Raw genomic sequence first — 25,587 nt, 5'->3', positions numbered from 1 at the left:
ATTACTATGTATTTAAAGAATTAAAATGCTACGTTGAGACCAAAAATAAAAGAACGGCTAAGCGGATATGCCCCAAAGTCAACACCCGGTGTCAAACCGCTTTTCATCGTAGAGACTTCTGGATCGAAACCTGAATACTTAGTCCAAGTCAAGAGATTATTACCGGTGGCATACAAACGCAAGTTCTTCAATCCTACCCTTGCAATCAGGTTTTTAGGGAATGTATATCCCAAAGTCACATTACTTAGTTTCAAATAGGAAGCATCCTCCACTGCCCATGAATGAATATAATTGTCTCCTTGTTGAGCATCATGATAAGCAGCTACGGTTTTACCAGCATTCAAAGCAGCCAGTTCTCCGGGATCTGTCACTTTCTGTCCATCCGAATTGATAGTCATCCAGCGATTAGAGCTATTCATCACATCCAATGCGTTGTAGTTCAAGCTACCCACCTTACTGGTAACCAGTTTGGTCGCATTCAGTACTTCATTGCCATAGCTGAAAGTCAGGAATATACTCAAATCAAATCCTTTGTAAGTAAAAGAGTTGTTCAATCCTCCGTAGAATTTCGGTTGAGCGTTACCAATGACCGTTTTATCATTTTCATCAATCACATTATCATCTCCGGTCAAGTTCTTAAACTTCCACATACCCGGACGAATCTGCCCTTTATCACCATGATAAGATACTCCATCTTTTAATGTATAAGTCTGCGTAGAAGCATCATAATTGAAATCATCTACCTGATACAGGCCCTCGGTGATGTAACCATAAAACTGTCCTAATGGTTCTCCGACAGCAATACGATGGGTATTTTGATTAAAGCCGAACTTGGCTTCATAGAGTTGTACCGCCTCACCGGTCAATGCTTTCACGGAATTTTTATTGTGCGACAGCGTCAGTGTAGTATTCCAACTAAACTTCTTTGTAGAGAAATTCACTGTATTCACAGTCAGTTCCACACCTACATTCTTCGTTTCTCCGGCATTAATCAACATACTCTGATAACCGGAAGAATAAGGCAACTGGGCGTTAAGCAGCAAATTACTACTCCTATTTATATAGAATTCGGGTGAAACAGTGATGCGTTGATTCAGAAATCCTAAATCGACCCCCATATTAAAAGTCTTGTTCGCTTCCCACTTCAGATCGGGATTCGGTATCTGCTTGGAAGCATAACCGGGAGTAAGCTGATCTCCCATAGCTGTGATGATGGAAGACATCAAAGCAAGGCTGTTATAGCTACCGATTCTGTTGTTACCCGCCAAACCGTATCCGATACGGAATTTCAAGTCGGAGAAAACATTCAGTTTCTTTATAAAATCCTCTTCACTCACACGCCAGGCTGCCGATACGGCAGGAAAATATCCCCATTTATTATTCTTTCCGAATTTAGAAGAGCCATCCGCACGGAACGTCGCGGAAAACAAATACTTATCGGTAAAGTCATAGTTGAGACGAGCGAAGAAAGAGAGCAGATTATCATCATAGTTTTCATCGGACGAAGCAACGGATGGAGTACCCAGACTCATATCTCCCAAAATGAACTCATCGGTAGGCAACCCACTGACACCGGATTCGAGCACACGAGTCCAGCGTTTTACAAATTCCTGCCCCAATTGCACTACCACTTTATGCTTCTTCTGAAAACGTTTGTCATAAGTCAGAACGTTAGAGGTCTGAAAACTTCCGGTCTCCGTATTCCTGATAGAGCCGTAAATACCGCTGCGTCTTCCCATAATAGATTGGTCGCCATAGAAAAGCTCCCGGCGGTAAAGCTGATAACGCATACCCGTATTGTTGCGGAAGGTCAATCCTTTGATGATTTTGAAAGTCAGTCCGCCATTGGCTTGCAAAGTACGTGTTTCCTTATTATCCTTTTCTTCAGCGGCGGCAATCAATGGGTTCTGCATCACGTTTCCGTCTGCATCGCTTAATACAGGGTCTTCTCCTGCCAACAAATCCGAGTCATTGCCACGTATACCAATGGTAGGACGGTATTGCAAAATCTGAACCATTTTATTAAACTTTGCATCTACATTACTTCCGCCTTCATTCGTACCGTTTCCGGCAACACCTGCTCCATACACTTTCAGATAATCGAAGTTGATACGTCCTGTAACGGAGAGCCGCTTATTCACTTCGCTTTTCACGCTAAGCGCAATATTATGTTTGTCGCTGCCGCTATATACCATCGCACCTTCATCCTTGAAGTAACCATAAGACATATTGTAGTTCAACTTATCATTACCACCGTTGACGCCTACCCGGTAATTTTGCGTAACGGTAGTGCGTCCCATCGTACGGTCCAGCCAGTCGATACCTTTACGGTTACCATAGTTTTCATGAAGATCGACAAAACCACCATAACGGTTTTGCCATGACCGCATACTTTCCTCGGGATCAGTAGCATCTCCTAATGTTCTTTCATAATCCGCCAACACAAATTCCTCTACACTTAATACATCCAACCGCTTGGCAAGCGTACGCACACCAACATAAGAATCGAAAGTAAGAGTCGCTTTCCCTTCACTTTTCGCACCGCTTTTGGTGGTAATTACCACTACGCCATTCGCTCCCCGGGCACCGTAGATGGCTGTTGCCGAAGCGTCTTTCAACACGTCGATACTTTCAATATCGGCAGGATCAAGGCTGGACATGCCATCTTCTGTCGGAAATCCGTCGATAATATAAAGCGGCTCGTTGCTTTGCGTAATTGATATACCGCCACGAACACGCACTGACATCGTAGCACCAGGCTGACCGTCTGTCTGTATAATCTGCACACCTGCCATACGTCCCGCTAAAGCCTGGGTTACATCAGACGAAGGAACTTTGAGCAAATCGTCGCTTCTCACAGAAGCCACGGAACCGGTCAGGTCTTTACGCTTTACCGTTGCATAACCGATAGCTACCACCTCATCCAACAATACCGACGCAGCCTTCATGGTCACATCAATCTGTTTCCTTCCTTTCACGGCTACTTCCATATTTTCCAATCCGATAAAAGAGAAGACCAAAACATCTTTCTGCGGATCACTAACGGTAATGGTGTATTTACCATTGATATCGGTAATGGTACCCGTGTTTTGTTTTCCTTTCACGGTTACATTTCCTCCAATCACTTCCAAGCCTTCGTTGTCCACCACCTTACCGGTAACGGTCAAACTCTGGGCATAAATGCCGGATGCACCGACAAGAAGCAACAAAATGCAAATAATTCTACTTTTCATCATATTCTGTTTGTTATTTATATTCACTATATTTCATTGTTTATCATTGATTTACTACCCGGGTAGATATAGGACTCCGGTCGGTCATTTCTACCACCTGATAAGCCCCGTCTATCTCGTCGTAAAGCAACGAAGAACCCGTATATTGTCGAGAGTAAAAATTGCCATTCAACGCAGGATTGTCTGTTCCATAACTAAATACCGCCTGTTCGGTGCGATGACTCACTACAAGTTCGGGTGCTTTGGAAGCATCCAAAACCGCTTTAATCGTCCAGTCGCCTACGTTAAAGGTATCACCGTCACGGTTGATAATAGGGACAGCCTCATCTCCTACCTGGATAATAGCCAGGAAACGGGTGGCAGAACAACCGCCAACCCGTGCAGTCAAGTGCCACTGGTTAGGATACTCCGCTCCGGTGATGGCGGGCGGCACTACGAAACGGTCCGTTTGAGACAGCGTAAAAACATGTCCTCCAAACAGTTGCGTCACTGCCACCCATCCTTTGGTTTTATTATTTGTAGACAACGTTTTCTTTGTTACATCCATCTTAAATTCCGTAGGACTATGCAACAACCACTCCCAGCGGACAGCTTCCGAAGCCTCCAGTTCATCATACACAATCACCGTATGAGGATGAAGCATCAACACATGCCGGCGGTATTTAGTCAACGGGGTGGCACCGAATCCATTTTCCGGTGTCTGCTCAATACCTGCCTGCTTAAAGTAGCCAACCCACATCGGGTCATTGCTGATACCTCTGTAAGCATGTGAAGCATCTCCCAAACAGTAACTGATATGCTGTCCGCCCATAGCACGCGTCACACTGCCATAACCTTCGGTAGAATAAGGTTGCCCGATGCCGTTTACCAACAGTGAATTATGCGCCCTCGTATGGCGATAGGACATCAGATTATGAGCATCGCTGAAATTCTGATAATAACCCGTACTGCGATACACATCGACACCTTTATACAACAGGTTAAAAGCATTCTGACTGGCAGTAGTGTGACTGCCGGACCCGAATGTACTGGAACGGAACGAGAGTGCAAGATCCTTTCCCGTATCTTCCGGAGCACTGTGCATGGCTACTTCACCAGCGTCTTTATACCATACCATTTTATCAGCCCTGGCAGGAAAAGTTGTATTGTAATCCTGCTCGGTGCACATCCGGTAAAGACGCAATTCATAATCCCGGCGCAACAGCTCCCGACATTCTCCGGCATACCATCCGGCATAGGAATCACCCGTTTCACACGCCAGATAATCAGCAAAGGCAGCAACCAAACGGTTGGGTTCACTCCCCTTTTCACTACTGTCACCAAAGCCGTTGCTTTTCGATCCCGGCGGGCAAGTATAAACCAACGAACGTCCGGCATTCTGATACCACGGATGTGATAGAAAATCGTACCGACTGATAAATGAAAGAAGAGACGGCATATACGCCAAAGTCAATATATTGGCACTGAAATAACCGGTACCATTGTGCCATATACCGTCGCGATTGAACCCGGAGGCAGGAGCGCGGGCTGTCCATAATTCGTAATAATACTCCATCATGGGCAGCACTTCGGAAGAATAAGCCGGTTTGTCGTAAAGCGACAAAGCCACTTGAAAGAGGACACGCATATTCTGCTGCCAAAAATGATTATCAAAGAGATGGTTTTCCTGAAAACCGCAATTTACCTTGTAATAGTAACGTGCCACACGCATCATCAGTTCTTCGGCAGCAGTACGATCGGAAGCAAACAAGTTATTATAAAGCAGATCGTAGGCTGCAACAAGACACCATGCGATGTTGCTAGCAGTAAAGTTGGATGCAAAAAGTTGTCCATCAGCAGGGGGAGCGACAATCAACGCTTCGAGAAGCTGACGTAACTTTTCGGCATAAATTTCTTTTTGGGTTAAATGATAGGCCTGATAAAGATAAGTGGCATGTTGCCGGAGCTCTTCTGCACGGCTATATAAATCAGTCATTCCGGTGTATTCGGCTTTCAATGCCTGTGAAGCACGACTTTGTAGTTCTGCATATTCAGGGTGTGAAGTGACACGGTTACGAGCCTCTCCGATACGGTCGTCTAAAAAACAGTAAATACGAGGATGCAGACGGGGAGCATTTGCTAAGAATGTTTGAAAAGGAGGTGTTATGAATTTCGGTGTATCATTCTTTATTTCAAAACGATAGGTAGAGCTCCATTCACCGGGCGTAGTTCCATTAAGATTAGTGGAACGAAAACGCCAATACCATGTGCCGACCTCCAAGCGGCGATGAAGATTATACATACACCATTCCTGCGGTTCGGTAAGTAGTGTTTCGGAACTGCTGAAATCTTCAGTACGTGAAAGAGAAAATTGCAGTCTTTCGCCCGTCTTCATGGCTTGAGGGACAATAAGGGGAGCAGGATTCAGACACAATTCATTATCTGCTTTGGGATAAGGTTGCGTCCGTATCTTATCCTGATAGGCATCGGGAGTTCCGGCTGGCGTTTCAGGCTGTGTATGGTCCGGTTCGGGCATCGAGTCAGATGTACAGCTACAGAACAACTGTACCATGAACAAAAGAAAAACCGATAGGCGAAATGTGGTGTGCATATTATTTTCTTTTCTTGGTATAAGATTAGAGGGCTATTTTCAAAAGTTTCAATGTAAGAAGAAGGTAAAGCGGGACGGGGGGATCCCACTTTCCTTGAACTTCTATTGAGTAAGGTCGAATATTCAGTGACTATTTAAAGATTGTAATCATCGGGCGGCAAAGAGCTTGTTGGTTAGCAGCTGTTTTAACAGCAATACCCGCTTCTTGTGCATTAGTTACGGCACTACTGGCCACATTAATACGTACACCAGAAACATTACCTTGGTTATTGATAGTACTGGAAGCATAGTTTACCGTAGCAATCGGTTCTCTATCAAACATTTTACCATTGACAAACTCAAACTCCGGCATGTTTCTAAAGTCCTCACTACCAGTAGCAGGTACCTCTTTCATAGTAAACAATGTACCCATAAACGCACTCAATTGCGACAATGTAGGAATATACCATGCACTCAAATTCTCACTAACAGGAGCATGTTCTCCCACCCATTTTTCATAAGTTGTTTTAAACGCAACGTCTCCAAGACTTGTTAACAACACCTCCGTAATCTGTGTTCCATTAGTCATACTTGCTGCTGTCTCAACCAGATTTGTTAACACACCGTCAGGATTAAGAGATTGACGACCAGTCGCCACATTTTCAATCGCTACTGCATATCCAGCAATTGTCTTACCTTGAAGTGCTACAGGATAATTAGCCGGCACATCACTACCAATAGTCTCCATCGTGAAAACAATACCAACAGCATCCGCCGCATCACGTACCACTTTACCTTCGGCATTGATATAACTACCAACTTTCATTTCCAATGCTTCATAATCCGGATCCACTCCTACTTCAATGTCAAAGTTTCCATCTCCGATTTCAAATTTAGCCATAACCTGCATATTAGCATCCAAAGGTAATGTATTTGCCGGTATTTTAATCTCTTTACTATATCCGCTACTCAATGCCATAGTTATTTCTTCTGTAAATTTACCTACATTTGAAGGAGCAAAAAAGAAATTAGCGAACCAATTGCCATCCGCAGAAGCAAAACCTGCATTTGTATAAGTCACAGGAGTTGTAGCAGAACATTTACCCTCTAAAATATCATATCCGCTCAAAGCGTTATATTTTATTTCCAGTTTATTAGCTGCCGCAGCTACTTCCGGTTTTTTCGGTTTTACGCTTACATTAGCAAACGGGCGTTTCAATGTCACACTGGCATTACCAATCGTTTCCAATTTTCCGCAGAAAGCGTCGCTGACTGCCATCAACGCATCATTTGTCAGATCGAATGATGCAGTATTATATCCTACTGCTCTCAAATCAGCAGTGTTATATACTTTATTAGCGGCACCACTTTCTGGTACGTATTCAGCCCAAAACAATGCCTTCGACACTTCTTTTTGTTCATCTACGGAAATGGTGAAAGATACCTTACCATCCGTAATCGGTTTAATTACCTGATCGCCTATCTTATTGCCATCAGCATTCAGTAATTGCATGATACATTGCATCGTATAACCGGTAGGGATGGTAACACCCGCACGGCTAAAGACGTTATTTACAGGAGCCTGTACAGAGATAGTAACAGGAGCATTGATTTCTGTTCCGTTATCCGAAACGATTTCTTCTTGTCCACAGGATGCGAAAAGCACTACGAACAAAGCCATTAGCGAATAAAATAAGTTCTTTTTCATGATCTTAATTGTTTTATGGTTAAGCTATTTTTAATTGATTTGTCTATTTTATAATTCTCCAAGATCTACCTCCAGATCACCGTCATAATCGGGGTCGATCCCTATTCCTCCATTGGCATCGGAAGTCAGGAAGTTACCACGTGCCGTTGTGTTTTTGCCCCGTTCACAAGGAATACGGAAAGCTGTACGTGCCAGCACTTCATTCTTCTCATTCAAGATTTCGAGTTCTACAGGAATAGAAACGGTTTCTCCGGCATCGGTTAATACATAGTCGAATCCCAGTATCAGTTCTTTCGTACCATCAGCAGGGCGTTCAAAGGCCACTTTATATTCCATGTACATGAGCGAGTTCTTGGGTACATCGTCCCACAAATTGTAGCCGGTAGGCAAATAATCACTGTACTTCACACGAGCGGTAAAACTTTCACCTTTCAGTCCGCCTGTGGACAGTTTATTGAGAAACGTAGCCACATCTTTAGCCACCAGTTCATAGCGTGCTACAGGACGATACAGTTCAACGTCAAGACTTGTTTCAGCTCCCCAATGATTGCGGAAAGAAGTCAGATCCGCCATAGCAGAAGCAGCAAGAACATCTTTATAACGGCTATTCCCTATATACTTTCCGGCAGGAAGGATAAAAGCCAGATTCTTGGCATCGTAAACAAGTCCCTGTTCAGGTGTCTCCGCATTCACATAATCGGTCCACACCAGGATGCGGTAATTACGGGTGTGCAGCTTCATACTAACAGACAGACTGGCACGGTTAAAATCCTCTTCATATACCGTTTGCCGTGCCGCCACCTGTCTATCCAGATAGGCTTCTACGATGAAACGACGCAGATAGTTGGTTTCCGACGCACGGGTGATGGTCACCGGTGCTCTTTCTGCCAAACTTAGATTCATTGCCAGATTAAGGTTGAGTGTTACAGCTGTCGGGTCCACTCCCAATTCTCCTTCGGGAGTCATTTCCGGTTCTTCGTGCAGGCTGCATCCATTCACCAGCAGGGTGCTGAACAACAAGAAAGTGCACTGTGCCAGTATATATAAATTTCTTCTCATATTGTTATCTTATTTATATGTATGTTCCTATCTAAGGTTAGAAGCGGTAGACCAACGATGCTCCCACACGGGTTATCCCCCAGTAATGACGGACACGCGTATCCAGCTGTGCTCCGTTGTCTACATTATAATAGGTGTTATACTTCATGTTGGCATATCCCACTCCCAGATTAAATTCCGCTCCCCAGTGTTTGGAAAGAGGGAGTTTGTAACCGTAGCTTATTCCGGCTCCCAACAGCGGGCGATCCGTATCTTGATAACGGTCATCGTTCCACTTCACGTTAAACCATGCCACGTGGGCGTGCAGTCCGACAAAGTGTCCCCGTCCTGTTTCATTTCCTATCCACCAGCGGGCTTCAGGTTGCAATGCTACCGTACGCACGCCGTGCTTATCCCCCAAGTCCCACAAACTGCAAGTCAACGGCAACTCTACCGTGATCTTTTTATGCACCTGCATTTCCACGGCAAGGTTCAGCAAAGCACAAGCATCATATACTACATTCGTTTTCAGTGCCAGATAGCGTTGACCATCAAAGGCAGCCGCTTTCTTTCCTGCATTCTCTTTGCCGGATTGGCGTTTATCCTCCTTTTCTGAAGAAGTCGCAACTGCTGTTTCCTGCTTTTTCCCGCCGGGCTTGTAAACCGTAGTTTCCTCCGGAGCTGCCGAAGTCTGTACACGGGGTTTACCGGGAGTCTGTGCCGACAAGACGGTTATGCCCGATAATGCAGCCAACAGACATATAGTTCTCATATTAAAAGTAGAGTGTCTCATATATTCGTATCTTTCATGTTCATTGATCAGATTTCCAGTTCGGGCACTGTATCCCTCATTACCGTTTCGTACCCATCCTCATTGATGACAGTAGCTTCACCTTTATAAGTGATATTCACCTTCTCTTGAGTGCTGCGGATAAAGAATGAAGGAGCACCGTCGGATTTCAGGTTAACACTGATTAGCCATCCGCCCACTTTGATACGTCCGTCGGACAAGATTTCGGGATCTTTGGCAGGATATTTCAGTGCATGTGTATTGATGACAGTGGCAAAACGATATACTTGTGCCTTTTCCGATGTAGCGGTGAAATGCCAGTGATTAGGATACTTCTTGAACACCCCTTTGTCATCAGCACGTAGCCAGTTGACTGCCGGATAGAAAAAACGGCTCGTCGTATCAGTCTGCAATGTTCCGGTGGAGAAAAGATAAGCGTCTGATGCTCCTCCGCGGTTCGTGGCTTGAATATGCACGAAGCGATGATTCGATTGATCCACTGTCATGGGATTTTCTGTGGTATGCAGCAAATAACTCCAGTTTACAGGTTCGTCTGCCACGAGTTCGTCATAGATAAAGATGAGTCCAGTCTTTCCCAAATTGACAATGTGACGGCGGAAAGTTTTCACATGGTTCTCATCCCAGCCATTTTCGGGCGTATAATGCACCTCCGACTGTTCGCCGCGTGTCAGCCAAAGCGGTGAAATCACTTTTCCGTAAGCATTGGAAGCATCACCCAGCACATAACCAATCTTCTCGCTGGCATAATAACGGGGAATCCATCCATATCCTTCCGTACCGATACGTTGTCCCATACCGTTCACCAAAATTGTATTGTGAGCACGCGTGGCACGATGGCACAACATACTATGTACGTCGGTAAACTCAATATGGTGTCCGCTACTGTAAAATAATGGTTTTCCACCATAGAACGTATTGAAAGCATTCTGATTGGCAAGTGCATGAGAGGTAGAACCATAAGGGCTTGACCGGAAACTCCACATCGCATTTCCACCTACTCTGTCCCAGTTCGTCTGGAAAGAGGCAAGTCCTGTTGCGGGGAAGACGTATCCTGCAGGGAGTGCTGTCAATCCTTCACCTTCCGGCAGAGGTTTATCACATTGCAGGCGAAACCAGGCCAGATCACCGGGCTTACTCAACAAGGCTTTCTTCATATAATCCGGTTCCACTTTCAATGTACGGCGTACGAAATCAGCGGCATACGTGTTTCCAGTAAGGCGTGCCAAGGCATCCAAATATCCTATACGGATACTGTTTGGACGTCCCACATTCTGATGCGAACTTCCGTTTCCTCCGGATTTGGAAAAAGGAGGTTGCTGGAAGATGGTATACATGATATTTCCCTGATACCAAGGATCGGAAAAGAAGTCGTAACCGGTCAGTTTGCTATAATAGTAAGGCACTTCTACTAATGTACGGGTGTTGACCGTAAAGTAAGAATCGCCATTGTGCCAGCCACCGTCTTTGTTCAATCCGGGGAAACGTGCCAACCATACGTTATAACAGTAATCCACCCATGTATCGGCTTCGGGCAGATCGCCATACACACTGAATGCCGCCATTGTAAGGATGCGAAGTGTCATCTGCCACACATGATTGTCGGCGATGTGGTTCTCCATCCGGTTATTAAAGTTCTCATACATTTCACCACCTTTATTTTTGATGGCTTCCAGCAATGCTTTCTTTTGTGATGTATTCAACCGGTCGTAGAAAGAATCATAAGCCATAGAGCAGAGAGACAATAAGCTAGAAGCATTAAAATCTCCTTTCACATTCTTATCTTTATCCCAGTCGGCCATGATAAATACCCGTTTGATGGCTTCGTCAGCATATTTAGTATCCTGCGTCAGCAACCAGGCCCGTATCAATGCTTCGGTATTTCCCTCTTCCGCATCGATGATGCGACGGCTTTCACGAGTGAGGTATGAATTTATCTGCATCTCGTTCTTCAGATTCTTCACCTGCGAGACATTAATATCTTTCACTGATTTCATTGGAGTCTGAAGTACCTGATCTGCACGTTCAAGATACCATTGCCTTTCTGCCTTTTGTTTGCTGTGATTTATAAAGTCCTTCCATTCGTTCTTCATGATCCACACACGCGGATGGTCGGCAGGTAGTTTTGCCAACACTGTTTTCAATGAAGGCGGACAGAATTTGCCCGAACGATCTTCTACGGTGACTTGCTGGGTGCTTCCCCAAGTCACTTGTCCGTTTTCTACATAACCGAACTGCCAGTACCATACACCCGGCGCAAGCGGTTGTCCGGATTATAGAACGGCCAGCGAGTTTCCACCTGAACAACTCCCGACTTCAATCCGGCATCTTGTGAATAACGTAACTGATAGGTAATCTTTGTTTTATCTACCTTCTTTACTTTGTGTTCAAATCCATCCAGCGGGCTACCCTGGGAATTCATGTCCGAACGGAGCGGCCACTGAAAAGAAACCGCGCGATCATTTACCACCGCTTTGTCGAGGGGAGAAGGAGTGGCACGCATTTCGTGCATCAATGTCGTCTCCGTCAGCTTGATGACTGCTTGCTTTTGCGCATGTGTCATTTGTACAGCCGCAGATAAGATTGCAAATGAAATCAATACTATTTTTCTCATGATATCAAATAATTGGTTTTTCTGTAGGCAAATGTAGGTAAACTGTCCGAAACAGGACTTTCAATTCATTTCTTCCTTCTCTGATACTGTCTAACAGAACTTTGTTTTCGTTCATTTCAACTTAAAATTCGTCCAATACAAGCGTTACAGGAGGCTACAAAGAGGGTAAAAGGGTAAAATAGCCCCAAAACGGAATGATTGAAACTGATAGAAAAATGAAGGTAATTAGTCCTTGTTTAGTTCCTTTTTATACGGTTTTCACCACAGAGGACACGGAGGACACAGAGGTGAATTTGTTTTATGACTTACGGTTGTGACCCTAATTTTGATGCGTAATCCTCCTACTATAAAATTGAAAAACATAAAAACATCTGCCACCTGCAACGAAACGCGTGTAATGCACTAGTTAATAAATAGTTGGAGCGTGGCAGATACTGTTGCAGATAGGTTGCAGATCAAAGTATCTGCAACACAGTATAAACCTTGCATAAGCCAATTCTCCAGGAGGGCAAAAGTTTATTGTATGCATTAACTTCCCGTTTCCAGGCGGGGAACTGTCGTTTCCGGCATTAGAAATTACAGTTTCCACGGCAGGACACGAGAGTTTCTAAGGCGGGACACGAGAGTTTCTACGTAAGGATACTGCCGTTTCCCCGTAGAGACACCACAAATTCTCCATAGAGTCATCCCAATTATCCCATAGCTTTGCACAAAGGAATCAAGGCTTTTTCTTTGATTATATAACGCGTTGCAGATACTTTATCTGCAACCTATCTGCCACAGTATCTGCAACGCTCCAACTATTTGTCAATTAGTGCATTACACGCGTTTCGTTGCAGGTGGCAGATGTTTTTATGTTTTTCAACTTTATAGTAGACAAAAAACTCTCATTCATTTCTGCACCTGCTTGAACAAGATTCACCTCTGTGTCCTCCGCGTCCTCTGTGGTGAACAAATGCATAACCGCAAAGCAATTACTTAGTATGCTGCTTCACATACTCCGATGGCAGACAACCGACATACTTCTTGAAACTGGTAGAGAAGTAAGAAGAAGATCCGAAGCCTACCATTCCGCTAATCTCCGAAATGGAGTAGCGCCCTTCAAGCAACAATTTACACGCCTTATTAAAACGGATACGCCGGATAAAGTTGGCAGGCGGTTCACCGGATATGGAATTCATCTTGAGATACAGTGACGAACGGCTCATACAAAGCTGACTTGCCAACTCATCAGAGGTGAAGTCTTCATTACTGATATTTTCTTCTACTACCTGAATAGCTTTGCTCATGAATTCCTCATCCAGATTATTCGAAGTCATTTTAGCAGTATCTATATCAATCGTATTCGAATAATAGTGTTTCAACCGCTGGCGTGCTTTCAGTTGATTAGCTATTTTTCCTTTCAATAAATGAATCGAGAACGGTTTGGCAATGTAATCATCCGCTCCAGCCTGAATACCCTCCGTCTGTGCATCAACACTTCCTTTGGCAGACAACAGCAAGACGGGAATGTGGCAGGTTTGCAGATTTCGTTTAATAAGCTGGCAAAGTTTGATACCGTCAATACCCGGCATCATCACGTCGGAAAGAACAATATCCACACGATGCTCTTTCATAATAGCCAATGCTTCTTCGCCGTTTCCGGCGGTCAGCGTCACATAGTTCTGCCGGAAATTATCTTTCAGGTAATCCACCATCTCTTTATTGTCATCTACCAACAAGATAGTAGGACGCTCTTCCTCACTGCCGGCTTCTATCTGATCACCGTCCGATAGTTCTTCTGCAACTATAGCCGACGCATCACCAGAGAAATATTCATCAGCCACCGGAAGCTCCCGGAGAGAAGCAGATGTTTCGACTTCATGTGCCGGCAATTCACATTCTTTCTCCGTGAAGGCAGCCATATCAGCAGGTAGCGTGACTTTAAATTCGGTATATTGAGCAGGTTCGCTTGCTACCATAATAGTGCCGTGATGCTTTTCTACAAGCATCTTCACCAATGACAGCCCGATACCCGTCCCCTTTCGCTGACCGTCTACCTGATAGAAACGTTCGAAAATGTGGGTTAGCTGTTCCGGAGACATACCGATTCCGCTATCTCTTACCGTGAAGCCATAGGTATCTCCCTCTGTCCATAAGGAAAGCGAAATACTTCCGCCGTCCGGTGTAAACTTAAAGGCGTTAGACAACAGGTTCATCAAGATAGTCTCTACATACGTCCGGTCCGCCGGAAACAATCGTCCTTCCAGATCGGATTTTATATGAAAGCTGATAGCACGCTTCTGCGCATTTTCTTTAAACAGGGCAAAAGCATCTTGCAACAGTTCTTCTACATCCACCTGCGCAACATGAATAGGCATTGCACCTGCTTCGGCTTTACGGAAATCCAGCAACTGGTTGACAATGTGCAACAACTTACGACCGTTCTTATAAACGTAATCCAGCTTCTGTTGTACCGGAGTACCTTTCAGATTGCTCTGCCCCAAGAGTTCCTCCAACGGAGCCAGTATCAGACTCAACGGAGTACGCAACTCATGAGACATATTCATGTAAAAACGTACTTTCTCCTGACTGATTTCTTCTATCTTGTTTCGTTCTATCTGTTCGATCCGGACTTGCATCTTCATTTTGGCACGGGCAATAAAGAAATAGATCACAAAGACGAGAAGCCCTACAGAAAAGAAGATGAAAAGTGTCTTTGCCCACCAGGTCTGATACCACATCGGAATGATATGCACAAAAAATTCAGTGGTCGCCTCGCTCCACTTTCCATTGTTGTTACATGCCTTCACCTTGAATACATACTCACCGGGCGGGAGATTGGAATAACTCGCCCGTGCAAAGGAAACATGACGGGAGTAGTTCCACTCGGTTTCAAAGCCTTCCAATTTGTAAACGAACTGGTTCCGTTTGCCAGCCAAATAGTTGATAACGGCAAACCGGATATTAAAAAGTTTCTGATCGGAAGGGAACGACATACCCAGCATCCGCCCTTGCTCGTCCTGATAATAACGTACCCGTTCACTTTTCATATCCGTAATCACCTGATTTAAGACAACGGCTCCTGTCACTACCGCATCCGGGGAATATGGATTATCACCCAATTCGTATGGCTTGAAATAGGCAACGCCCCCAAGAGACCCCAGAAAGAATGTACCATCGTGCGCTTTGCAAGCTCCGAAATAGTTAAACTGATCGTGAGGCAATCCGTCCTGCTTCGTATAGTTGAGGAAAGTACCCTCCTCCGTATTGAAGCAAGCCAGTCCCTTGTTAGTTGTCAACCATAAACGCCCCCGTTCATCTTCCAGTATATTATAAATAAAGTCGTTTGGCAAACCGTCTTTCATCGTATAGTGTTTCCAGGCAGTCGGTGCTCCTTCCTTATAGCAATATAATCCTGTGGAAGAACCGATCCAGATTTCATGACGGCTATCCTCCTGTACACAGAAAGCCTGTATCAACCCATGCAGATAAGCCGAAGAAGAAAGATGCAGTTCTTCCAGTTTCCCGCCGGCATACAAAAACAGGCTCTCTTCCGTACCAATCCAGATTCTTCCTTTTGAATCGCGAAACAAGGTATATATCAATACATTCTCTAACTTTTTATGCTTTTTAGCCAACGGATGCTGTGAAAGTTCGCCGGTCTGTTTGTCGAAAAGGTAAAGCCCGCTCATGCCGCCTACCCAAAGCGTTCCATCCGTTCCGTCCAATAAGGAGTAACAACTGTTAGTCAGGGAAGTAGAATGGGGAAAGGAATATGTTTCTATCCTGCCACTCCGGTGATGCAGACGACTCATTCCCCCTCCATGAGTGCCGATATAGACACTTCCATCCTTGCCCGTCCATATACATTTTATATTGTCCGACTTTAAAGCGTTGGCGGAAGTACTCGTCCGGTAATATGAAAAGACTCCGGTTTTCCGGTTATAATAATTTAATCCGCCGTCGTTCGTGCCAATCCAGAGATTGCCATTATCCGGGTCTTCGGCAATACAACTCACTGTGTTATCACTTAACGAATTCCTCCAGGCGGAATGTTGCAAGCGTCCGAATGCCGGAGCGAGAGGATGATAATAATTAAGCCCGCCGTAAAATGTACCGATCCACATTCCCCCTTGATTATCTTTCAAGATAGAACGGATGGAATTATGGCCCAAGGTAGTCGGATCTTCAGGAGAAAAACGACAGATCCGGAACGTTTCCGTCTCCGGTTCAAGGATAAGCAAACCTTCCATGGTTCCTATCCAAACCCTTCCTTTATCATCTCCGGACAATGTCCTGACCGAGTTCGTAAGGAAATAAGCAGGAGTATTTTGCTTGTTATAATGATGTTTTATTTGAAAGTTGTTATCCACACAATACACCCCGTTTGTCAATGAAGCCAGCCAACAGTTGCCGGTTTTGTCGTCATAGAGCATATCGGAGATGGTTTCTCCTTTCAATTGGAGAAGAAGCGGGGTCACGTTTTCGTTGCGTACATAATAGAAATAGACACCTTCCGAAGTTCCCAACAGGAAACCGTCATTCATCCGGCAAACAGAATAGATTGTTTTTCCGGCAAGTTCCGGCTGCACTTTCATCCGCCCGGTCTTTTTATCAAAAACCACCAGACCGATATTGGTAGCAAGCAAAAGCCGGTCGCCTTCCTCCGGTTCTCCGATAGCCAATACTTGCATCGGCTGATTGTCCGGTGAAGAATAATTGGTGAAATTATTCCCTACTATATTATAACGGGATAAACCGACCTGTGTACCTACCCATACCGTACCTTTCGAATCGGTATGAAGTGAATAAACATGATTGTTTGCCAGACTAGTCGTATCATCCGGCGCTTTATAATACGAAACGAAACGGGAACCTTCATACCAGTTCAGTCCGTCTATGGTTCCTACCCAAAGCTTATTATTATGATCTTGTGTCAGAGCAAGCACAGTATTTTGCGACAGCCCGTCATCCACGGATAATCGCTTAAAATGAATGAAGCTGTCGGCGGCCGATACAGCCAAAGGAAAAAATAAGATGCAAACGGTTAATCCGAATAGGTACTTAAATAGCAAATGCCGGTCTTTCATGAGCTAATATTGAAGAATTTATCGTAAAGATAAGTATTTTCAATTCAATCTGATAAATGAATCCCGTTTTTTAACTCATATAAAGGACCGGTATCGGCTCAAAACAGGACAACCGCGCCAAAGTCCGACAGTTATGAATTCATATTTTAGACGCGGTTGCCCTGAACTTTAATTTTTTTTACGGTTTCTCTTCAAGTTAGTAAGACGGATTTTCTGATTTTTCTTTCAGATCTTTATAACGTTTCAAGGCTTCCAGATAATAATAATCGGCATAATTGAGCGGAGTATCAATTTCACTGTCGTGCGGGAAACTACCAACCGAATGTAACAGGACGAAACCATGATTTTCTCCTTCTTGGGCCAAATAATCATCAGAGGATAACTGTTTCAGGATATGCTCCGCATAACGGAAATATTCTTCCTCTTGTTTCTTGTCGCCATAACCACTCAACTCCAGTAATGCAGAAGCTGTTACGGCAGCCGCAGAAGCATCCCGCGGTTCATTCGGAATATTAGGAGCATCATAATCCCAATAAGGTACATAGTCATTTTCGGACGGGCGGTGATCGATAATGAACCGCGCTATTTTATGAGCGGCATCCAGATAGTTCTGCTGCTTGGTGAAGCGATAACACATGGTATATCCATACACTCCCCAAGCCTGTCCACGCGCCCAAGCGGAAGAATCGGCATATCCCTGAAAGGTTCCTTTCGACTCTACTTCACCGCTATCCGCCAGATAACTTACCACATGATAGGAAGTCATGTCCTCCCGGAAGTGATTCTTCAACGTTTTGTTAGCATGAGAGATGGCTATTTCACGATATTTCGGATTATTGGTTTGCTCCGAAGCCCAGAACAACATTTCAAGGTTCATCATATTATCAATAATCACCGGATAGCTCCATTCACCGAAATCCCACGAACGAATCAGTCCGACTTCCGGACGAAAACGGGAGCACAAGCTTTCTGAAGAATGAATCAGAATCAAACTGTCCGTTGGCTCCGGTTTCAAACGGATGCCCTGCCCATAACTGCAAAACATCATAAAACCCAAATCGTGATTACCCGTATAATATTGCATATCCTGCAGACGGTTCGTATATTTACGCGCCTCTTTTGCGAGAGCCTCATCACCGGTCAACTCGTATGCCAGCCACATGGAACCGGGATAGAAACCACTCGTCCAATCTGTGGGGTGCTCCAGTCTGTACTTTCCTTCTTTGATAGAACGGGGAAAACAGGCGGTATCCGGTTCATTCTTCAATTGTTCTGCCATATAGAGCAACTGATGTCCCGCTGTTTTCACTGCATGGTCGAACCATTCCATCTCATTTCCTTTTGAAGCATCGCAAGCAGTCAGGAGCGCCATACTCCCTACCGCCAGTAAAAGTTTGTTTTTCATTGTTCCACTTTATTTTGTTACTGTATTCTATTACTGGCAACAAAGTTAGAACAAGTCGCGGACAGACCCTTTGCAAATCTATTTTTTCATTTTTGTTTCTATTTCTACGAACTTTGATTTTGTCCAAAAGTGCTTTGTTTTTATCTTTTATAGAAAAACAAGCACGGATTTTACCAAATAAGCTGTTGTCAGGCATAACCAAACAACTATGCAGCCTTTTGCAAAATCCGTGCCTCCACTAAAAAGTACACGCTCTTTTATCTCACAATATCTTCCGGGAATTTAGCCGGCATCTCCACCCTCTTCCAGGTTTCATAATACCAGGTGTTCAACTCATTTCCATTCAAATCATTCTTGATAAAATATTTCAGATGGAGATAATCATTATCTTTAATCTCAAATTCCAAAATATTGTCCTGATTGTCCAGCATCGGGAGATGAATGTTCTTCTCGATACTTTCCTTATAAGAATCGTCCGTGAGTTGTTTATAAGTACCATATCCAGTAATAATCGCATCCGCACCGGGAATAATGGTAAAGTTAACGATTTGTCCGTCATCACTCAATACTTTAAATGTATTACTGGGTTTCAACGCTCCCGGAACATCGGGAGACTCGGATACATAATGGCAGAGCTGCCAAATACCTTTCAAATCGGCCGCTTTGAATTTGGTTTTCTTCTGGGCCGTCGCACCTGTTACCGCTAACAACATTATTGAAAGCATGGTAAAGAAATAGAGCTTTTTCATTGTTGTATTATTTTAGTTAACACTCTCGAATGCGTATTTCCAAATATAAAGATTTATTTTGAGAATACAGCAATTCAGAGCATAAAAAAACTCGCATAACCTGAAGATTATGCGAGTTTTACATAAATATACCGAAATATTAGAAATCAGCATTTCTTGGTGTACGCGGGAACGGTATCACGTCACGGATATTCGCCATACCTGTTACAAACAATAACAGACGTTCGAACCCTAATCCGAAACCGGAATGAGGACAAGTACCGAACTTACGGGTATCCAGATACCACCACATATCCTTCATCGGGATATGCATTTCTTCAATACGGGTCATCAGCTTGTTATAGTCGGCTTCACGTTCGGAACCACCGATAATTTCACCAATTTTCGGGAAAAGAACGTCCATGGCACGTACAGTCTTACCGTCTTCGTTCTGCTTCATATAGAAGGCCTTGATTTCCTTCGGATAATCAGTCAGAATCACCGGACGTTTGAAGTGTTCTTCCACTAAGAAACGTTCGTGTTCGGAAGCCAGGTCCACGCCCCAGTAAACCGGGAATTCGAACTTATGTCCTTTCGCAACTGCTTCTTCAAGAATCTTGATGCCGTCTGTATAAGGTAAACGTACAAAATCATCTTTCAATACACCTTGCAGACGTTCAATCAAGCCTTTGTCGAACATATCGTTCAGGAACTTCACATCATCCGCACAGTTATCCAACGCCCATTTCACACAATATTTGATGAACTCTTCTGCCAAGTCCATGTTGTCTGTAATGTCGTTGAAAGCCACTTCCGGCTCAATCATCCAGAACTCTGCCAAGTGGCGGGGAGTGTTGGAGTTTTCGGCACGGAACGTAGGACCGAATGTGTAGATAGCTCCCAAAGCAGTAGCTGCCAACTCACCTTCCAGCTGACCGGAAACAGTCAGACTTGCCTGCTTACCGAAGAAATCATCTTCATAAGAGATAGAACCTCTCTCGTCTTTCTTCAAGTCATACAGGTTCATCGTAGTCACCTGGAACATCTGTCCGGCACCTTCACAATCGGAAGCCGTAATGATCGGCGTATGGAAATAGAAGAAGCCCTTTTCATGGAAGAACTTGTGAATAGCAATCGCCATGTTGTGACGGATGCGGAACACTGCACCGAATGTATTGGTACGCGGACGCAAGTGAGCAATCTCGCGCAAGAATTCCATAGAGTGGCCTTTCTTCTGTAATGGATATGTATTATCGCAAGTACCCAGCACTTCGATTTCACGAGCCTGTACTTCCACTTTCTGTCCGGAACCCACTGATTCTACCATTTCTCCGTTCACGCTGATACAAGCCCCGGTAGTAATCAGTTTCAGCATCTCTTCATCGAAACCAGCCAAATCTACTACGATCTGCAAATTATTTATTGTAGAACCGTCATTCAGTGCGATAAAGTTTACTTGTTTGCTACCTCTACGGGTGCGAACCCATCCTTTCACATTGACCATAGCGCCAATATCTGTGCGCTTCAACAGGTCAACAATTTTTGTTCTACCAATCTTTTCCATTTAACTTTTTCTTTTTAGATACAAGAAGACGAGGTTTCAAATGCAGGATGAATTCTTTCCTGCTTTCTTTCCCCGTCCTCTGTCAAGTTGTTATTTATTGACTTATTACTCAAACGAACCCATGCGGAGGTAGTTTACTTCTGCTTCCGACAGGTAACGCCAGTCTCCGCGACGCAGACCTTTTTTGGTCAGTCCGGCGAAGAACACACGGTCGAGTTTTACTACTTTATAACCCAGTGATTCGAAAATGCGGCGAACGATACGGTTCTTACCGGAGTGAATTTCGATACCTACCTGGTCTTTCTTGAAATCATCTGTATAGCTGATCGCATCTGCATGGATTTCGCCATCTTCCAACTGGATACCGGCTGCAATCTGATCCATATCTGCTTTGGTCAGGTTCTTGTCCAGATGAACATGATAAATTTTCTTCTTCAGGAATTTCGGGTGTGTCAGCTTGGAAGCCAAATCACCGTCATTCGTCAGCAACAGTACACCAGTCGTATTACGGTCAAGGCGTCCTACCGGATAAATACGTTCGTTGCAAGCGCCTTTCACCAAATCCATTACTGTACGGCGTTCCTGCGGATCGTCCGATGTAGTAACCGTATCTTTCGGCTTATTCAACAATACATATACCTTACGTTCGATGCTTACCGGTTCGTCGTGGAACTTAACCACATCCGAACGTTTGATCTTCGTACCCAATTCCGTTACCACTTCACCGTTTACAGAAACCACACCTGCTGTGATAAATTCATCAGCCTCACGACGGGAGCAAACACCTGCGTTAGCCAAGAACTTATTCAGACGAATCGGTTCATTCGGATCAACGAACTGTTCCTTGTACTCGATCTGTTTCTTTACGCTATACTTAGCGTTCGGATCATAATCGCCGGTACGCGGACGAGGACGATATCCTCCTTGTGAACGGTCATTGTTGTATCTCGGACGGTAACCTCCCCCACCGCCGTTATTGCTGCGATAGCCGCCACCTTCGCCGTTATTAAAACGGGGACGATACGGACGGTCACCACCTTCACGGTTGTAAGAAGGACGTTGAGGACGGTCGCCACCTTCGCCGTTATTAAAGCGGGGACGGTAAGGACGGTCGCCACCTTCACGGTTGTAAGAAGGACGTTGAGGACGATCACCACCTTCGCCGCTATTGAAACGGGGACGTTGAGGACGGTCATAAAAACCACCTTCACGATTGTAGGAAGGACGTTGAGGACGATCATAAGAACCACCTTCGCGGTTGTAAGGACGCTGCGGGCGTTCGCCTCCTTCGTTATTGTTATTGAAGCGAGGACGATACGGACGATCGCCACCTTCACGATTGTAAGAAGGACGTTGAGGACGATCGCCATAAGAGCGGTCACCATACGAACGCTGCGGGCGTTCACCTCCTTCATTATTGGCATTAAATCGCGGGCGATACGGGCGATCCCCGCCTTCACGGTTGTAAGAAGGACGATACGGACGTTCTCCACCTTCTCTGTTGTAAGACCTGTTACCATCACGGCCGGCACCTGTATTCTCTTCATTGAAAGAATTTTCGCGCCATTCTTCGTTTTCTGTGCTCATTTTTTTATTCGAATAAAATTAGACTTTGGCCTCACGGCCTATTTAAAAACACGTTTATTATATAAGTAAACAATTAAAGCCCCGTATATGTATGGGGAGTGATTGCTCTTAACTCTTTTTTAATATCTTCGCTTACATTCAATTCTTCGATAAACTCTTTAATAGAACTTTCTGTAATAGCTTGGTTGGTGCGGGTTAGCGCTTTCAAAGCTTCATACGGATGCGGATAAGCCTCACGGCGCAGGATGGTCTGAATAGCTTCTGCCACTACACTCCAACAATTATCCAAATCACGATAAATAGCCGGTTCGTTCAATAACAGTTTGCGTAATCCTTTCAAAGAACTCTGGATGGCAATCACGATATGACCGAAAGGTACACCGACATTACGCAACACCGTTGAATCTGTCAAGTCACGCTGCAAACGGGAAACAGGAAGCTTCACAGCCAAATGTTCCAGAATAGACGTTGCTATGCCCAAGTTACCTTCCGCATTTTCAAAGTCAATCGGATTCACTTTATGCGGCATGGCGCTCGAACCTACTTCTCCGGCTTTGATCTTCTGCTTGAAGTACTCCATAGAGATGTACTGCCAGAAGTCACGATTCATATCCACCATGATAGTATTGATACGCTTCATAGCATCAAAAACAGCAGAGAGGTTATCATAGTTCGAAATCTGCGTTGTATATTCTTCGCGTTCCAATCCCAGTTTTTCTGCAACAAACCGATTGCCGAATTGTTTCCAGTCATATTGAGGATAAGCCACGTGATGCGCATTGTAGTTTCCGGTAGCACCGCCAAACTTGGCGGTAAGAGGACATGCTTTCAACATAGCCAACTGACGTTCGAGACGGTAAACAAATACCATCACTTCTTTACCCAGACGGGTAGGAGAAGCCGGCTGACCGTGAGTTTTGGCAAGCATCGGAATGTTAGCCCATTCTGTCGCATAGGTTTTCAACTGTGCAATCAGCTCTTCAATCAACGGGTAATAAACCCGCTCCAATGCCTCTTTGATAGAAAGAGGAACAGACGTATTGTTAATATCCTGAGAAGTCAGTCCGAAGTGGATAAACTCTTTGTAGTCATCCATTCCGCCCATTTTGTCAAACTCTTCTTTCAGGAAGTATTCTACGGCTTTCACGTCGTGGTTAGTTACACTTTCGATATCTTTAATGCGCTGTGCGTCTGCTTCAGAGAAGTTACGGTAGATATTCCGTAAAGTTTCGTACACATTGCTATTGATTCCTTTTAATTGCGGCAAAGGGAGTTCGCACAAGGTGATAAAGTATTCCACCTCTACCTGTACACGGTATTTAATCAGTGCAAATTCAGAGAAATAAGCTGCCAAAGCTTTAGTTTTGCCTCTATATCGACCATCAATCGGAGATATGGCCGTTAATACATCAAGTTCCATACGTTTTCTTAGATAATTATCAGACTGCAAAATTAACTCTTTTTCCTGAGTTATAGAGCAAAAGGATAGAGAAAGTTTGTATAAAAGCGGTAAGAAATAAAAAAAGCCTCACGAATTTCTTCGTAAGACTCTGTTTTATAGTGGGCGTTGACGGATTCGAACCGCCGACCCTCTGCTTGTAAGGCAGATGCTCTGAACCAGCTGAGCTAAACGCCCTTGTTAATGAGCCGGAAGTGTTTCGTTTTTTGTGTGGGCGTTGACGGATTCGAACCGCCGACCCTCTGCTTGTAAGGCAGATGCTCTGAACCAGCTGAGCTAAACGCCCGTACACTTCCGTTTCAAAAGCGATGCAAAGGTACGGCATTTTTTGAATTCTGCAAACATTTCATGTATTATTTTTCAAGAAAGTTTTTGCGCAATAAAGAAAAGCTCTGATTATCAACAAATAATACAAAAAAGTTTTTTTTCTCACAACTTTCACTTCGTCCAGTCTGTCTACCAGATAAAGCAACTTATTTACGAATCACCCGTGCCGGATTCCCGACTGCAACACTGTCGTCGGGAATATCTTTCGTCACAACACTCCCCGCTCCTATCACACAACGATTACCAATCGTCACACCGGGACAGATAATAGCGCCGCCACCAATCCAGCAGTCTTCGCCAATCGTCACCGGATAAGCATATTCCTTAGAGCCTCTTCTTTCCTGATAATCCATCGGATGATGAGGCGTATAAATCTGCACACAAGGACCGACCAGTGTATGAGCACCAATTGTGATATATCCTCCATCCAGGAAAGTGCAATTGGCATTAACAAACACATGTTCACCCAACTTGATTCCGTCTCCGTGATCACAATGGAAAGGCGGGCATATAATGGAAGTTTCAGGAATCCCCGGTACCAACTTATCCAATAATTCCCTATAACCCTCATCGTACGTACTCATTCCCCGCATACGTGCCAATAGTTTTTTGGCATGTTCAAAACGTACCTGCAACTCCGGTGCAGACATATCAGCCAACTGGCTACTACGCATCTTCTCAACTTCCGTCATACCTTATATTTCTTTGCCGTTAGTAAATACAAACTTCTTTTCGTTCGAAAGAGATTCGTTAAATTCAAACCCTTCCCAAGAGAAGCTTTTCAGATCCTCCGGATTTTCAATTCGATTCTTCAGAATGAACCGTGTCATTTCACCACGGGACATTTTGATATATATTACTATCGAAGCCAATTTTCCATTCTTCCATACTTGAAATTCGGGAGTGATGACATGCACCTCTTTTTCCACCCGCTTCCAATCAAACAAGCTTTTCATCTCGTCACTGGCCAAATTGCAAAGTATGCCGCCGGCTTTCTTGATGTCTTCAATGAACACATCCGTCAAACGGGACTGCCAATAAGAAAACATCGTCTGATTACCCAGTTCAGGCAGCACTACATCTCCTTCCAACCGACAGGAACGAATAACGTCCAAAGGCCTCAACAGTCCATAACAAAAAGAAGTCAGCCGCAAGTGTTCCTGCGCATATTCAAATTCTACTTTCGAGAAATCTTTTGCATTCAACCGTTTGAACACAATTCCGGTATAAGCCAATAAAGCAGGCAGTTCCGGTGTACCCTCCGCATGAAAAGCCTGATAACGCTTGTAATTTTCCACAGCTATTTTAGCATTCACACGCAACAGGCGTTCCAGTTCGTCCACCGAAAACTGTGACATCTGCAAAGCAATCCCGGAAGCTTCTTTTTGAAATCGTGGAACCGTTTTCAAAGGAACTTTCACCTTTGAAGTTTCACTCATAGTCTTGGCACAAGATAGAAGTACTAACATTGTTAA

Annotated in this window: 13 protein-coding genes, 2 tRNA genes and 1 pseudogene; all 16 read right to left on the bottom strand. The window is 44.4% G+C overall.

The annotated features are described in order from the left end of the window. Window positions 1–20: 20 nt before the first annotated feature. Window positions 21–3,236 carry a SusC/RagA family TonB-linked outer membrane protein gene (locus BSCG_RS07990; protein ID WP_032849643.1) on the bottom strand — a complete coding sequence of 1,072 codons (3,216 nt, stop codon included), beginning with the start codon at window positions 3,234–3,236 and terminating at the stop codon, window positions 21–23. Between the two features lie 40 nt (window positions 3,237–3,276). Then, complete coding sequence (locus tag BSCG_RS07995) at window positions 3,277–5,823, bottom strand: DUF4962 domain-containing protein (RefSeq protein ID WP_008776690.1); 2,547 nt, start codon at window positions 5,821–5,823, stop codon at window positions 3,277–3,279. 130 nt (window positions 5,824–5,953) lie between these two features. Then, window positions 5,954–7,510 carry a hypothetical protein gene (locus BSCG_RS08000; RefSeq protein ID WP_008776689.1) on the bottom strand — a complete coding sequence of 519 codons (1,557 nt, stop codon included), beginning with the start codon at window positions 7,508–7,510 and terminating at the stop codon, window positions 5,954–5,956. A 48-nt stretch (window positions 7,511–7,558) separates the two neighbouring features. Beyond that, the gene (locus BSCG_RS08005; RefSeq protein WP_008776688.1) at window positions 7,559–8,569 is read right to left on the bottom strand and encodes a DUF6562 domain-containing protein; all 1,011 of its coding nucleotides are present in this window, start codon (window positions 8,567–8,569) and stop codon (window positions 7,559–7,561) included. A 37-nt stretch (window positions 8,570–8,606) separates the two neighbouring features. Further along, on the bottom strand, window positions 8,607–9,341 hold the full coding sequence (locus BSCG_RS08010) for a DUF3575 domain-containing protein (protein ID WP_032849642.1): 735 nt from the start codon (window positions 9,339–9,341) through the stop codon (window positions 8,607–8,609). A 26-nt stretch (window positions 9,342–9,367) separates the two neighbouring features. Then, window positions 9,368–11,970: pseudogene (locus BSCG_RS08015) on the bottom strand (DUF4962 domain-containing protein). A gap of 974 nt (window positions 11,971–12,944) precedes the next feature. After that, entirely contained in the window at window positions 12,945–17,042 is a 4,098-nt protein-coding gene (locus BSCG_RS08020) for a hybrid sensor histidine kinase/response regulator transcription factor (protein ID WP_032849641.1), read from the bottom strand. Between the two features lie 196 nt (window positions 17,043–17,238). Next, complete coding sequence (locus BSCG_RS08025) at window positions 17,239–18,447, bottom strand: glycoside hydrolase family 88 protein (RefSeq protein ID WP_008776682.1); 1,209 nt, start codon at window positions 18,445–18,447, stop codon at window positions 17,239–17,241. Window positions 18,448–18,704: 257 nt separating this feature from the next. Next, window positions 18,705–19,196 carry a DUF4488 domain-containing protein gene (locus BSCG_RS08030; RefSeq protein ID WP_004305582.1) on the bottom strand — a complete coding sequence of 164 codons (492 nt, stop codon included), beginning with the start codon at window positions 19,194–19,196 and terminating at the stop codon, window positions 18,705–18,707. Window positions 19,197–19,335: 139 nt separating this feature from the next. Then, a complete protein-coding gene (asnS, locus tag BSCG_RS08035; RefSeq protein ID WP_008776681.1) occupies window positions 19,336–20,739 on the bottom strand; it encodes an asparagine--tRNA ligase in 1,404 nt (467 codons plus the stop codon). 105 nt (window positions 20,740–20,844) lie between these two features. Further along, window positions 20,845–22,326 (bottom strand): pseudouridine synthase, encoded by a 1,482-nt coding sequence (locus BSCG_RS08040; protein WP_008776680.1) that lies wholly within the window; start codon window positions 22,324–22,326, stop codon window positions 20,845–20,847. A 73-nt stretch (window positions 22,327–22,399) separates the two neighbouring features. Further along, window positions 22,400–23,746: an adenylosuccinate lyase gene (purB, locus tag BSCG_RS08045; protein WP_008776679.1), complete on the bottom strand. Its 1,347-nt coding sequence runs from the start codon at window positions 23,744–23,746 to the stop codon at window positions 22,400–22,402. Window positions 23,747–23,887: 141 nt separating this feature from the next. Further along, window positions 23,888–23,962: transfer RNA gene (locus tag BSCG_RS08050), tRNA-Val, on the bottom strand. Window positions 23,963–23,996: 34 nt separating this feature from the next. Further along, window positions 23,997–24,071 (bottom strand) — tRNA-Val (locus BSCG_RS08055). A 187-nt stretch (window positions 24,072–24,258) separates the two neighbouring features. After that, the gene (locus BSCG_RS08060; protein ID WP_004305590.1) at window positions 24,259–24,804 is read right to left on the bottom strand and encodes a sugar O-acetyltransferase; all 546 of its coding nucleotides are present in this window, start codon (window positions 24,802–24,804) and stop codon (window positions 24,259–24,261) included. Window positions 24,805–24,807: 3 nt separating this feature from the next. Then, window positions 24,808–25,581 carry a peroxide stress protein YaaA gene (gene yaaA / locus BSCG_RS08065; protein WP_008776678.1) on the bottom strand — a complete coding sequence of 258 codons (774 nt, stop codon included), beginning with the start codon at window positions 25,579–25,581 and terminating at the stop codon, window positions 24,808–24,810. Between the last annotated feature and the right edge of the window lie 6 nt (window positions 25,582–25,587).

The organism is Bacteroides sp. 2_2_4 (assembly GCF_000157055.1).
In the GTDB taxonomy this organism is placed as follows: domain Bacteria; phylum Bacteroidota; class Bacteroidia; order Bacteroidales; family Bacteroidaceae; genus Bacteroides; species Bacteroides ovatus.
The sequence above is the reverse complement of the archived record's forward strand: the minus strand, read 5'-3'. Positions and strand labels throughout refer to the sequence as shown.

What these genes read in the sequence shown, in the direction of transcription:
- BSCG_RS07990 (WP_032849643.1), bottom strand. Translation starts at nt 3,236, where the DNA reads ATGATGAAAAGTAGAATTATTTGCATTTTGTTGCTTCTTGTCGGTGCA.
- BSCG_RS07995 (WP_008776690.1), bottom strand. Translation starts at nt 5,823, where the DNA reads ATGCACACCACATTTCGCCTATCGGTTTTTCTTTTGTTCATGGTACAG.
- BSCG_RS08000 (WP_008776689.1), bottom strand. Translation starts at nt 7,510, where the DNA reads ATGAAAAAGAACTTATTTTATTCGCTAATGGCTTTGTTCGTAGTGCTT.
- BSCG_RS08005 (WP_008776688.1), bottom strand. Translation starts at nt 8,569, where the DNA reads ATGAGAAGAAATTTATATATACTGGCACAGTGCACTTTCTTGTTGTTC.
- BSCG_RS08010 (WP_032849642.1), bottom strand. Translation starts at nt 9,341, where the DNA reads ATGAGACACTCTACTTTTAATATGAGAACTATATGTCTGTTGGCTGCA.
- BSCG_RS08020 (WP_032849641.1), bottom strand. Translation starts at nt 17,042, where the DNA reads ATGAAAGACCGGCATTTGCTATTTAAGTACCTATTCGGATTAACCGTT.
- BSCG_RS08025 (WP_008776682.1), bottom strand. Translation starts at nt 18,447, where the DNA reads ATGAAAAACAAACTTTTACTGGCGGTAGGGAGTATGGCGCTCCTGACT.
- BSCG_RS08030 (WP_004305582.1), bottom strand. Translation starts at nt 19,196, where the DNA reads ATGAAAAAGCTCTATTTCTTTACCATGCTTTCAATAATGTTGTTAGCG.
- asnS (WP_008776681.1), bottom strand. Translation starts at nt 20,739, where the DNA reads ATGGAAAAGATTGGTAGAACAAAAATTGTTGACCTGTTGAAGCGCACA.
- BSCG_RS08040 (WP_008776680.1), bottom strand. Translation starts at nt 22,326, where the DNA reads ATGAGCACAGAAAACGAAGAATGGCGCGAAAATTCTTTCAATGAAGAG.
- purB (WP_008776679.1), bottom strand. Translation starts at nt 23,746, where the DNA reads ATGGAACTTGATGTATTAACGGCCATATCTCCGATTGATGGTCGATAT.
- BSCG_RS08060 (WP_004305590.1), bottom strand. Translation starts at nt 24,804, where the DNA reads ATGACGGAAGTTGAGAAGATGCGTAGTAGCCAGTTGGCTGATATGTCT.
- yaaA (WP_008776678.1), bottom strand. Translation starts at nt 25,581, where the DNA reads ATGTTAGTACTTCTATCTTGTGCCAAGACTATGAGTGAAACTTCAAAG.